The organism is Sphingobacterium sp. DR205, assembly GCF_011064245.1.
Taxonomy (GTDB): domain Bacteria; phylum Bacteroidota; class Bacteroidia; order Sphingobacteriales; family Sphingobacteriaceae; genus Sphingobacterium; species Sphingobacterium athyrii.
On sequence record NZ_CP049333.1, the window covers coordinates 5,613,180 to 5,625,486 of the forward strand.

Below are 12,307 nucleotides of genomic sequence, written 5' to 3' on the forward strand. Positions count from 1 at the left end.
AGGCTGTTCCAAAAGAACAGCCTCTTTGTTTTTATAGGTTTGCTTTGTAATTTTGTATCCATAAGATCATTGTTATGTTATTCAAATCAGCCTTAATCAGTGCATCCGAACTTCAGGATGTATTGATCCAAAATGGAAATGTAATCCTACTAGACTGTACCATAGATAAAGTCGGTCAATCATTGAAAGATGCAAAGCTAGAACTGCTTCCAAATTCTTTGTTTTTTGATATCGAGGGAAAGTTTTCCGACCACGCGTCGAAATTGCCACATACCTTAGTCTCTGAACAGGTCTTTGAAAAAGAAGTTCAAGCTCTGGGCATTGATCAAAATAGTACAGTCGTATTATATGACAGATGGGGAATCTATTCAAGTCCACGTGCGTGGTGGATGTTTAAGGTAATGGGGTTTGATCAGGTGTACATTTTAAATGGTGGAGTTCCTGTATGGAAAAAAAACAAATATAAACTCGCGGACAGTTATAAACAACAGGACAAAGGCGGAAATTTTAAAGCTCATTTTCAGAAAAATCTATATGCCGACAAGGATTATATTTTAGCGCATTATAGAGCTGCCAATGTCGCTATTTTTGATGCCAGAAGTAAAGGAAGATTTAGCGGTTTAGTACCAGAACCAAGAAAAGGACTTAATGGTGGTCATATCCCCCATTCCAAAAACTTACCTTTTGAAGAATTGCTCAAAGATATCTATTATAAACCAACTGACGAACTCAAGCAGCAATTTGATCAATTTAAAACGACAGGTAATGAATATATATTCTCCTGCGGCTCGGGTGTAACCGCTTCTATACTTGCCTTTGCATCCTATATTTCAGGTCATACCAATATCCGGGTATACGATGGCTCATGGTCTGAATGGGGCAGAGAAGAACTCAACCTTCCGATTGAAAAATAATCAAAATAAGGTATTCCAGGAATAGAGATTTTCCTCCAGACGAATTACTTCGGCGTCAAGCAGATCACGGATAATCTCTATTCTTCTTTTTTCGGTTCCGAGAGTTAAACTTTCAACCAGATCATGCAGTCTCTTTGGTGCTGCCAACAAGCTGCTCTTGATCTCTTCCTTGATTTGCGCTCGCTGATTTTCCTTGTGTAAACGTATTAAACATAAATCACATACCTGACAAAAGCCGGCATTCTTCTCTCCAAAATAAAGTAGTAGAGACTGACTACGACAATGCGCTTTTTCAATATAATCTATCATTCCATTAACCTCCCCCTCTTTCACCCGGTGACGGTCGCGAATAAATATATGGTCGATATACAGATGCTTATAATCAACACGATTTTGTAAAAATGTCAGCTGTGGTGAATCGGTAGAAGGCAGATAACTCGCAATCTCCAATGCTTCAAGTGATTTTAAAAGCTCGACGACACGACCGTACGGAATACCAAGCTTATTGGCGAACTCGTATTCATTAATCAAGATATAATTTTCGAAGACACCGCCATAGGTTCTTAAAATCGCTTTAATTAATTTATCATATTTCGCATATTGTACCTGGATTTTATACAATTCCGTACTGTCAATTTCAAATTTGAAGCGGGAAGGTATCGTCACTGCTTCTGACAATGTTAGCCATCCATCACGTTCCAGAAATTTCATGGCATTCATGACAGGTATGAGTGGCAATTGGTATTTCTTTGCAAATGTGACTACATCAAAATCCAGCGTAAGCCCCTCACCTGCTCCATAAGGCACCTGAAAATGATTACATAGATAGTGATAAGTTTGCTGGATGAAAGGTATATCGGGAAAACTAGCCTGCAAGGTGTCAACAAGCTTTTTTTTATCATTCTCCTGATACAGAATAACAGGATATGCTTTTTTCCCATCCCGACCCGCCCTACCGGCTTCCTGATAATAAGCTTCCAACGAATCTGGCAGATCCAGGTGAATAACAAAACGAACATCTGGCTTATCAATGCCCATTCCAAACGCATTTGTGGCGACGATAACACGAATAGCATTAGTCATCCATGCGTCTTGCTTTTGATCGCGTTCCTGTCCTGAGAGCCCTGCATGATAGTAATCTGATGCTATTCCATTATTGATCAGAATACGTGCTATTTCCTGCGTTTCCCGTCGATTCCGGACGTATACGATACCCGCTCCCCCCAATTTATGAATAATACGCACCATCCGTCCCATTTTGTCCTCTTCTTCGATAGCCATATAGGCCAAATTATCTCGAAGAAAGCTTTTGACAAAGACATTTTCTTTCGGAAAATTTAACTTTTGCTGGATGTCAGTGATCACTCGTTCGGTCGCGGTTGCAGTCAGTGCCAAAAACGGGATTTTTGGATGAAGCTCTTTTAGTTTTGCCAGCTCCAGGTATGGCGGTCTAAAATCATAGCCCCATTGCGAAATACAATGCGCTTCGTCTATAGCAAATAGATTAACGTTCATAAATCGGATCCGCTCCCGGACAAGATCACTGTACAAACGTTCGGGCGAAAGGTAAAGAAACTTTATTTTCCCATAAACACAATTGTCCAGGGTAATATCCACCTCTCTCTTTTTCATCCCCGAATAAATGGCAACGGCTTGAATACCATTTTTCCTCAAATGTGCTACCTGATCTTTCATAAGGGCAATCAGCGGTGTCACGACAATGCAGATTCCCTCCATCATCAAAGCTGGCACCTGAAAACAAATGGATTTTCCTCCTCCTGTTGGCAGTAAAGCGAGTGTATCTTTACCCGAAATAACCGATTGAATAATTTCTTCCTGCAATGGCCGAAATGATTCAAAGCCCCAATATTGCCTTAAGATTGATATGCTATCTAAAGTCATAAGCTCTCCTTATCCCAAACATACGCAAAATTATCTTTTATGAGATAACTCTTCATCCCCAAACTATCTAATATAGTTCGTGCCTGTAACGATTTTTTCAAGGAATTGGATCCATCCAAAATCACCTCCCTAGGTAAAATTTTGTTTACTGCAGCTGGTAGCTTTTGAATAGCATTCTTTCTGACAACCAATAATTCCGCAGAGGGTAATTCGTTGCTGAAATATTCCATCACAATGATTTTTCCGAATGGAAGTTCGACCAGATAATTATTCCTCACACTTTTACTTTTTAATGGAATAAATCGAACGTTTCCTTCGGATGCCCATACACGGATTTCCCGACCACAGGCATATTGCAGCGCTTTGTGATTTAGCGAATCAAAAGTGCTATAAATAATAGCCTGTTGATTTTTAAAATAGGCTATTGTCAGCTCATTTCTTGTATTATATATCCGGAATCGCTCTGTATTTTCATCTATTATCTGTTGGATGATCGTTATAAATACAATCCCTGCGACACAAAGAAACCCAAGATAGCAATACTTTCTGTCTTTCCATTGATAGGCATATAACAAAGAAAAAACAGCAGCATACGAAAGAAAAAGAAGATTACCGTCAATGATATCAATTTGAATTGTTGAAAATGCCAAACGGTCGATGGCCTTCAGGCTATAGAGTATACATGCGATGAAATTCTCCAAAAGATAACCAAACAACTCATTCAACCAATCAATGGGGTTGATCGTCATCAAAAAGCCCAGATACATCGTGACGGTTGAAGGAAGGCCAACGAGTAGATTAGCCAATAAGAAATAAGTCGGAAACTGTCCAAAATAATAAAGTGTCAATGGCGTCGTTAACACCTGCGCAGCGATTGAAATACCAACTGTATCTCTCAAAAAACGTATGAAAGGATTTTTTACAATAACGATCTTCTCAAAGATCGGCAAAAATAACAGCATGCCCAATACGGCAAGAAAGGAAAGTTGAAATCCTACATTTGTAATCGCACGGGGATCACAGAGCAGAATAATAGATGCCGCAGCAACTAAGGCATTTAAAGTCGAACTATTTCGTTTAAAATGCCGTGCACATAGGACAAAACTTATCATAATGGCTGCCCGGACGATAGGTGGATCTAAACCAGCAATAAAAGCATAAATCCAAATAATAGAAAAAGTAATAACAACAGGTACCCAGTTCAATCTTAGTGGCCAAGGGATATACCTAAACACGAGTGATAGAAACCCGAAAAGTACCGCTACATGCATTCCAGAAACACTAAGTACATGTATGGTTCCCGTGTTTGTAAATGCCTTTATGTTTGCTTCGTCTATTTCGCCTCGAAAACCATACAGTAAAGCTGCTGCAATAGCATAATATTCCTCATTCTTACAATAGCGCCTTAATTTTTTCAGAAAGCTTTCGCGTGTCCGCAAAGCCAGCTCCATGAAGTCCGGGAAATGTGAGTCTTCTCTTTCAATCCGTATATAATTACTTGGATGCAAAAAAATTTGATGATAGATAGCTGATCCTTTTAAATATTCCCTGTAGTCAAATTCAAATGGATTGAAAGGAGGGGGCACCGCCGACATGGTCCCTTTCAACCACAACCGATCGGCATACCGCAATGGCCTTTTCGTTGTAGCCTTCAATGAAATCATCAGCTTACCCGTTGTGGCCATGAAACTATCCTGTATATAACCGCCTAATACCTCAACCGAGAATCTCGTGGTTTCTGATTTAGTGCTGGGTTCCTGTACAATTTCGACGACATAACTGTCCAGCTGAAAATGCGAAAAATGGTTTTCCATATAAAGCGGGTCACTACGCCAAAATTGCCAGATGCCAAATAACAGGACGAGTATATAATATCCTATAAGATAGCAGTATTTAAACAACCCACCCTTAAATAGAAAGCAACACAGGATGATACCCGATAATAAAATCAAGCTATCTTGCAGGTATTGAAAGCTGGAGAACGAGAACTTCAGCATTGGGGCGGCAAATAAACCGACGACGTAAATAGTAGCAATCTTTAGTAAAGGAATTCGTTCCAGCTTTTGGTAAAAACTCAATTCAGTCATAATTGCCATCTTAATTGTACCTTGATTTCGGACTTTCGATTTCCGATGATCTCATCCAACGCCGTTCCTATTCTCTCATTGTCAGGATAATAATAGATTCCATACTTTGTCCATATATCGAGATGACGGTTTATTCGATATCGTAAATTAAGATATGTACGCCAGCCTCTCATATTATACATGCCAAATCCCGAAGCATATAAGACATCATTCTCATAAGCATAAATCCGATTATCATACGTGTCTGTTTGAAAATAAGCTAAGCGCGAATTCAATTGTATCTTTCCCATATCAGGTTTCCAGAAGATATCCTGATAAAACATATAACCTAAGCTATTATCTTCATATTCCTTCTGAAACAAATTACCTTCTGCCCGGTACCGAATTGTCCAGATACGGTTTAGCTTATATTGAAATTCTAGTCTCAGCTGTTGTTTTGAGCTATTTACCAATCCTGATTCCGTCTGCCCCATCCCCATATAGTTAGTTTGCTTTAACCGATTTCGATACCTTAAACTAAGCTGCCCTTTCTTATACCAGATATAACTAAACTGGCTAAAGAAGTCTGCTCCCAGAGAACTACTGTCAGCCTGATATTTAGCTTCGGGAAATCGGAACACATCGATATAATTGGACCAAACTAATTTTCTTCCCAATTGGTATACAAGCCCTAGATAGATTCCCTCTTCATTGGCCGTGTTACTCGATTCTCCAAACCCCTGTCCGTAAAAAGTATGGTAGTTTTTCTTATAGTCCCGAACAAGGACTACGGTGGATAAACGTGGGTGCAAACTAGCGATTGCTCCCATTAACAGGGCGGATCCTCCATCTACACTACTGGCATATTCTCCAAACAGATGCACATTACGAAAGGTATAATTTGTGTAAAGGCTGATATTCCGCAGCACATCTCCCTCGAAATCATATTGCTGTCTTTTGCTCGTGCCCTTGACTTTGACAACATCCAATTGAGATTGATTAAAATTTATTCCAGCCTTGAAACGATTGTGCCGCCATAAAACATTCAGTCCGTAGGTCATTTGATGAGCTGCATTTCGATAACGCTGTTCCGTTGGGGTTCGATGTAGTCCTGTTTTCGCAATCGTCTTAATTACCCGGGATTCAATATTGTCTTCAACATTGCCGTCAATGGCCCGATAGGAAAAATACGGGGTGATCTCAAAGCGATCTAAGCGGAATGTTCCTGTTATTCCCCGCATAAAATCAACCTCATTCAACGAGGTATATTGTTTTACCCCCATACCCTGCCGTGCAGTATTCTGCACCAGTCCGCCTTTACCAAAGCTCAAGCCATTCCACATGCCAAGTCCCTGACCGAATTGCAATGCGTAATCTCCGATGACAAGATTTCGGACCGGACCGATGGCTTTAATATATAGACTTAATCCATAGAAATCAAATCCCAGTTTTTGTTCACCGTAAAAAATTGGTTCGCCGGCATCTTTCTCCATATTAATTGCCAAACGAATTTTATCTTTTAGATTCGCCCGGTATCGGATAGTATATCGGTTGCGATCGCCAAGATATCGGGATTTCGTTGTATCGGTAATTTGGTACCCTTTTGGCTTTTCCAGGATCCGTCCATAACGCAGCATAAATTCATGCGAAAAATCTTTGAATTTACTTCCCGTAAATGGACTGGTTTCACCAACTTTAATAAAAGGCAGCAGTAAGTTGAGGATCTTCGCATCGAAACCATCAATAGACTGGAGTTCCAGGACGTTAATAAAATCACCGGAAACCTGACGATGATTAATCAGACGCTGCAATAGCAGCGGATCTATAAATTGTAATTCGATTAATTCTGTCCCGTCAGTCTTATTGAGGTCAATCGGATGTTTTAGATAGTAGGACCATTTTTCACTTAATTCGCTTAAATCGGCATCTTCGGGTAATTCTTCCGATAAGCTTTCAAATAACTCTTCAAGGTTGATTTTTTCATTTGTTTGCGCCATACAGGTTATTCCAATAAAATAACCTATAAAGAGCAAAATCTTGCTACAATATTTCATAATAGGTTTTATTTAATATTGGCTATCTGTTGGCTGATAAACATTTACCCCGGCAGATAAATGATTCATCAGTATGAAGTTATAAAATAAATTGAAATAAAAAAAGGCCTGATGAAAATTTCATCAGACCTCTTATTTTTTTATAAAATTGGTATTAGATATCAATTTTTGCGTAACGTGCATTTTTTTCGATAAACTCACGGCGAGGCGCTACTTCATCCCCCATTAACATCGAGAAAATACGGTCACATTCAGCTGCATTTTCAATTGTTACTTGACGTAAAGTACGTGTATCAGGATTCATTGTCGTATCCCAAAGTTGCTCTGCATTCATCTCACCAAGACCTTTATAGCGCTGTACATGTACACTATCCTCTTTACCTGTTCCTTTCAAGCGTTGTATGGCGTTGATACGTTGGTCTTCATTCCAGGCATATTCATGTTCTTTACCTTTCTTCACAAGATACAAAGGCGGAGTCGCAATGTATACATATCCTCTTTCGATCAATTCTTTCATATATCTAAAATAGAATGTCAGAATCAAGGTTGTAATGTGGGAACCATCCACATCGGCATCGGTCATGATAATGATACGGTGGTAACGCAATTTCTCCAGATTCAACGCTTTTGCATCTTCAGCTGTGCCCACACTTACTCCCAAAGCGGTAAACATATTTTTGATCTCTTCGTTCTCATAGATCTTATGTTCCATTGCTTTTTCCACATTCAGGATTTTACCCCGTAGCGGCATAATGGCCTGATGTTTACGATCGCGTCCAGATTTGGCTGTACCACCCGCGGAATCCCCCTCGACAAAGTAAATTTCACATTTTGTTGGGTCATTATCTTGACAATCCGCTAATTTTCCGGGAAGTCCAGAGCCGCCCATAACCGTTTTGCGTTGTACTAAGTCACGTGCTTTACGTGCTGCTGCACGCGCTTGAGCTGCAATGACGACTTTTTGAACAATCGCTTTGGCTTCACGTGGATTTTCTTCCAAATAAACACCTAGAATTTCGCCAACAGCCACATCTACGGCCCCCATTACCTCGGAGTTCCCTAATTTAGTTTTCGTCTGTCCTTCAAATTGAGGTTCGGCAACTTTAACAGAAATTACAGCTGTCAAACCTTCACGGAAATCATCACCTGTAATTTCGACTTTCAAGTTTTTAAGTAAACCTGACTTATCCGCATACGCTTTTAAGGTACGTGTCAAACCTCTACGAAAACCTGCTACGTGTGAACCTCCTTCGATCGTATTGATATTATTCACATAAGAATGTACGTTCTCAGAATAGGTATCGTTATATTGTAATGCCAGCTCTACAGGAATACCTTGTTTAATTCCTTCGACATAGATAGGTTCAGGAATCAATGCCTGACGTGTACCATCCAAGAATTTAACAAATTCCTTCAGGCCGCCTTCAGAATGAAAAGTTTCTTTCTTTTCTGAACCGTCTTCATTCGTTTCACGCTCATCCTCTAACGTTAAGCTAACGCCTTTGTTTAGGAATGCAAGCTCGCGAAGGCGATTGGCCAAGGTATCGTAATTATATACCGTGGTTTGTGTAAATATTGTTGCATCCGGATGGAATGTTACAATTGTACCCGTCTTATCCGAAACCCCAACTTCTTTAACATCGTATAAAGGCTTACCGATTTGATACTCCTGTTGGTATATTTTTCCATCGCGGTGTACCTCAGCTTTCAAAAGTGTTGACAATGCGTTCACACAAGATACCCCCACACCATGTAGACCACCAGAGACCTTGTAGGTATCTTTGTCAAACTTACCTCCAGCATGTAATACCGTCATCACGAGCTCCAACGCTGATTTATTCTCTTTTTTGTTGATTCCAGTAGGGATACCACGACCGTTATCCCGAACAGAAATTGAATTGTCTTTATGGATGGTAACAAAGATATCTGTACAGTACCCTGCTACAGCTTCGTCGATTGAATTGTCTACAACCTCGTATACCAAGTGGTGTAATCCTTTTACACCGGTATCACCAATATACATGGATGGACGCTTACGAACCGCCTCTAAACCCTCTAATACCTGAATATTATCGGCCGAGTAGGTGGATGCATTTTTCTTTTCTTCGCTCATTGAAAAACTGTTAAATGTAATATTCAAAAATACGAAATTTTGGCCGATTTATCAAGTCTGCGGTGAAGTATTAAGCCGATAATCTGAAACATTCAAATGGTCGATAATTTTACTTTTTTAGGATTAAAAATTAAAATTTCGATTTTTTTATGTTAGGTTTGTTTCAGTATTAATTTGCAAATAATAAAAAAATGAACACTATATTTTCAATTGTATCGAAAGTTTCCTTTGCTCTTTTATTGGCTGGAACAATCGTATCATGTAACCAGGGTGCTAAAACGCAAAGCGAGCCTTCAAAAAATGATTCAAACGCCATAAGCAAAGAGAGTCAAGGTAATAACAAGGATAAAATTGTCTATCTGAATTCAGATTCGCTTTCTGAAAAATATCAATACTTTAAAGACATTAAGTCAAAACTTGAAAACAAAGTAAAAAAAGCACAGGCTGATCTTCAAGCTAAAAGTGCAGCATTTCAACGTGAGGTAGCTGACTACCAAAAGAATGCAGCTACAATGTCCGCAGCAGACAGACAAGCTACCGAACAGAAATTGGCCCGCAAACAAGATGAACTAGCACGATTAGATCAAACTGCCTCTTCATCTCTAGCTAAAGATGAATCAGAGGAGTTCAACAATGTGTACAATAAAATCACTGAGTTTTTGAAAAAACATGCATCAGATAACGGCTATAAACTGGTGTTGACCTATTCAAAATCGAATCCTACTGTATTGTATGCTGATCCTTCATTGGAAATTACCAACGAAGTTATCAAACAGTTAAACGAAGAATATAAGTCCTCTAACAAATAAGAAGACCATAATAATTTAAGGAAAGCTATCATAGCATTTGATGGCTTTTTTAGTTATAGGCCTTCCTGAGCCAATTACTAAACAATAAGAATGATATTTACCTTGCTATAGCTATTGGCAGCTAACAAAATTGTTTAGTATCTTGTATTGTAAAATTAGATTTATGATCAAAACGATTGTTGAAAAGGAAATCGCAAACTACGAATGGATTGATATCTTTGAACCTACCTCGGAAGACTTTACATTCATCAAGGAAAGATATAATCTAAATGAAGCCTCCATTAAAGATTCTAAAGAACCGGAACATCTTCCTAAAATAGAGGAATTTGAAAATTACACCTTTATTATTCTCCGGGTCATGTCCGACAATTTTAAAGAGAATTCGGATAGTATCGGAGAAGTAACGGATCGTCTAACCATCTTTTATGGCAGTGATTTTGTCATTACCGTCCATAAGCGCCGCATCGAATTTCTGGAGAAACTCAAAAACATTGAATTTACGAGCGTAAAGACAAAAAATAGCCGAAAACTTTCTGTATTTATTACGACAGCTGCGGTGTTCACTTTTAGCAAGACATTGGAACAATTATCCACACGCATTGATTCTTACGAAGAACTGATCTTTCTGAAACGTATGAAACAGCAGCCTGTTCTGAAAAACCTATATTTTATCAAGCGACAGATAGATGTCGCCAGAAAGGTTATTTTTCTTTATAAAGAGGTTATTGAACATTTCCATTCTTCTTCGAAGAAAGATGTTTACACGCGGGATTTAAAAGACCTTCAAATACGTACATCCACGCTATATGAAAACTTATCTGAAAACGTAGCACAATTACTAAACGTATTCTTTAACATATCCTCGAACCATACCAACGAAATCATGCGTATTTTGACTATTTTCTCTGTTTTCTTTATGCCAATTACGTTTGTGGCTGGAGTATATGGGATGAATTTTAAAAATATGCCTGAGCTTGAGTGGTATTATGGCTATCCTATAGCGATTGCGATCATGATTGCAATTTCACTAGCCATCTATCTTTGGTTCAAAAGAAAAGGTTGGTTATGAGCCAACCTTTTTCTTCGTCATAACCACAAAGTCTTTCAGATAGAAAGGCTCAAAATAGGCAACGTCCTCAAACTCTTTATTTTGAAACTTATCAAATGCCAATTTAGACAAAAATGCAGCAGAACCTTTAAATTCCAGTTGTACATGCACACGATCATTTGTTGCAAACAATTCATCAAATTTATCGGCCCCTGAGCCAAAGAGATGGACGCGTCTATAAGAACTCAACAGTTCGTCGTAATAGTTGGCATCTATAATTTCTGCTGAAGTAGGTTTCACCAGTTTACACTGATGGTTATAAACTGCAGAATACACCTCCATTCGACGTGCGTCCAACATGGGAATAAAGGCTTCCCCTTCCTGCAGTCCAAACTGTTCCTTGTAGCCTAAAAATAATGCTTCTAATGTATTAATTGCAATCAGCGGTATATCCAAGCCATAACAAAGACCTTTTGCTGTAGACACTCCAATACGAAGTCCTGTATAGGATCCGGGGCCCATGCTAACCGCTATTGCTTTAAGTTCTTGCATAGAACGTTCTGTTTTATGCAAAATCTGTTCAATCAAAACAGTCAATTTCGCAGCATGCGCGTTCGGTTCGTCCAGATCAATCACAGCTATAGTCTGTCCATTCTCACTGAGAGCAACCGAGCATACAGTGGTCGAGGTATCAATTTGTAAAATTAAATTATTCATTGTTTTATTGAAATCAAGGTACGGGGTCATGGCCATGGCCACCCCATGGATTACAACGTGCTATTCGCTTCAAAGCCATCCAGCCGCCCTTAAATGGTCCATATTTTAAAATAGCTTCCTTACCATATTGTGAACAAGTTGGTGTATATCTGCAATTGGCGCCCAGGAAGGGCGAAATAAATAGTTGATAGAAACGAATAATAGCTAAGAAAATAAAACTAAAGAAAGGTTTAATTCCCTTTTTCCAAATAAGCATCGGCACATTCATCCTGTAATTTTTTTAGCATTTTATCCATCGCGGTATGAAACACATCATATGCTAAGATCTGTTTCCCCACATATTGAATAGCTAAATACAAAGTTACATTATGTTTCAACAAAAAAGGAATCAAATCATTGGATTTATGAAGACGATAGCTTTCACGCATCATACGTTTAATTGTATTGCGATCAACTGCTTTTTTGAACCGACGTTTGGAAACGGATATAATAGACTGACAGGGGGGTAAAATATCAATCTCGTTGTTTTTTTCAAGAACAAAAACAATTCTAAAAGGGTACAAAACAAAAGAAGAACCGCTTTTAAAAAGCGTATCAATACGCTTCTTCGCACATAACCGTTCTTCTTTTGTAAATGTATTTCTCATACGATGACTTAATCTTATCAGAAAAAGCTCTTATAAG

General features: G+C 38.8%; 10 protein-coding genes. 3 read left to right on the forward strand and 7 right to left on the reverse strand.

Annotated elements, in window-relative coordinates; all coding sequences use genetic code 11:
• The first annotated feature begins 74 nt into the window (after positions 1-74).
• On the forward strand, positions 75-914 hold the full coding sequence (locus G6053_RS24035; RefSeq protein WP_165308819.1) for a sulfurtransferase: 840 nt from the start codon (positions 75-77) through the stop codon (positions 912-914).
• Here the strand turns inward: G6053_RS24035 and G6053_RS24040 are convergent, their stop codons facing one another.
• From G6053_RS24040 to gyrB, 4 genes are all read right to left on the reverse strand, one after another.
• Positions 915-2,816, reverse strand: coding sequence for an ATP-dependent DNA helicase RecQ (locus tag G6053_RS24040; protein WP_165308820.1), 1,902 nt, complete (start codon positions 2,814-2,816; stop codon positions 915-917).
• Positions 2,813-4,903 (reverse strand): ComEC/Rec2 family competence protein, encoded by a 2,091-nt coding sequence (locus tag G6053_RS24045; RefSeq protein WP_165308821.1) that lies wholly within the window; start codon positions 4,901-4,903, stop codon positions 2,813-2,815. Before G6053_RS24045 ends, G6053_RS24040 begins: the two co-directional genes overlap by 4 nt.
• A complete protein-coding gene (locus G6053_RS24050; protein ID WP_165308822.1) occupies positions 4,900-6,936 on the reverse strand; it encodes a helix-hairpin-helix domain-containing protein in 2,037 nt (678 codons plus the stop codon). Before G6053_RS24050 ends, G6053_RS24045 begins: the two co-directional genes overlap by 4 nt.
• 154 nt (positions 6,937-7,090) lie before the next feature.
• On the reverse strand, positions 7,091-9,049 hold the full coding sequence (gene gyrB / locus G6053_RS24055; RefSeq protein WP_108636513.1) for a DNA topoisomerase (ATP-hydrolyzing) subunit B: 1,959 nt from the start codon (positions 9,047-9,049) through the stop codon (positions 7,091-7,093).
• Between the two features lie 191 nt (positions 9,050-9,240).
• On the opposite strand from gyrB, the gene G6053_RS24060 reads away from it, so the two are divergent.
• Together G6053_RS24060 and G6053_RS24065 are read left to right on the forward strand one after the other, a co-directional pair.
• Positions 9,241-9,858 carry an OmpH family outer membrane protein gene (locus G6053_RS24060; RefSeq protein WP_165308823.1) on the forward strand — a complete coding sequence of 206 codons (618 nt, stop codon included), beginning with the start codon at positions 9,241-9,243 and terminating at the stop codon, positions 9,856-9,858.
• A gap of 163 nt (positions 9,859-10,021) precedes the next feature.
• On the forward strand, positions 10,022-10,927 hold the full coding sequence (locus G6053_RS24065; protein WP_108636511.1) for a CorA family divalent cation transporter: 906 nt from the start codon (positions 10,022-10,024) through the stop codon (positions 10,925-10,927).
• Here the strand turns inward: G6053_RS24065 and tsaB are convergent.
• The 3 genes from tsaB to G6053_RS24080 are packed head-to-tail and all read right to left on the reverse strand — an operon-like array spanning position 10,922 to position 12,270.
• A complete protein-coding gene (gene tsaB / locus G6053_RS24070) occupies positions 10,922-11,623 on the reverse strand; it encodes a tRNA (adenosine(37)-N6)-threonylcarbamoyltransferase complex dimerization subunit type 1 TsaB (RefSeq protein ID WP_108636653.1) in 702 nt (233 codons plus the stop codon). The genes G6053_RS24065 and tsaB overlap by 6 nt on opposite strands.
• Positions 11,624-11,636: 13 nt before the next feature.
• Positions 11,637-11,891 carry a membrane protein insertion efficiency factor YidD gene (gene yidD / locus G6053_RS24075; protein WP_108636510.1) on the reverse strand — a complete coding sequence of 85 codons (255 nt, stop codon included), beginning with the start codon at positions 11,889-11,891 and terminating at the stop codon, positions 11,637-11,639.
• On the reverse strand, positions 11,854-12,270 hold the full coding sequence (locus G6053_RS24080) for a ribonuclease P protein component (RefSeq protein WP_165308824.1): 417 nt from the start codon (positions 12,268-12,270) through the stop codon (positions 11,854-11,856). The genes yidD and G6053_RS24080 overlap by 38 nt, the downstream gene beginning before the upstream one ends.
• Positions 12,271-12,307: the final 37 nt, after the last annotated feature.

Bases quoted from the DNA above. Each gene is read 5' to 3' on its own strand.
- G6053_RS24060 (WP_165308823.1), top strand. From the start codon at position 9,241: ATGAACACTATATTTTCAATTGTATCGAAAGTTTCCTTTGCTCTTTTA.
- G6053_RS24045 (WP_165308821.1), bottom strand. From the start codon at position 4,903: ATGACTGAATTGAGTTTTTACCAAAAGCTGGAACGAATTCCTTTACTA.
- tsaB (WP_108636653.1), bottom strand. From the start codon at position 11,623: ATGAATAATTTAATTTTACAAATTGATACCTCGACCACTGTATGCTCG.
- G6053_RS24040 (WP_165308820.1), bottom strand. From the start codon at position 2,816: ATGACTTTAGATAGCATATCAATCTTAAGGCAATATTGGGGCTTTGAA.
- G6053_RS24035 (WP_165308819.1), top strand. From the start codon at position 75: ATGTTATTCAAATCAGCCTTAATCAGTGCATCCGAACTTCAGGATGTA.
- G6053_RS24050 (WP_165308822.1), bottom strand. From the start codon at position 6,936: ATGAAATATTGTAGCAAGATTTTGCTCTTTATAGGTTATTTTATTGGA.
- G6053_RS24080 (WP_165308824.1), bottom strand. From the start codon at position 12,270: ATGAGAAATACATTTACAAAAGAAGAACGGTTATGTGCGAAGAAGCGT.
- yidD (WP_108636510.1), bottom strand. From the start codon at position 11,891: ATGAATGTGCCGATGCTTATTTGGAAAAAGGGAATTAAACCTTTCTTT.
- gyrB (WP_108636513.1), bottom strand. From the start codon at position 9,049: ATGAGCGAAGAAAAGAAAAATGCATCCACCTACTCGGCCGATAATATT.
- G6053_RS24065 (WP_108636511.1), top strand. From the start codon at position 10,022: ATGATCAAAACGATTGTTGAAAAGGAAATCGCAAACTACGAATGGATT.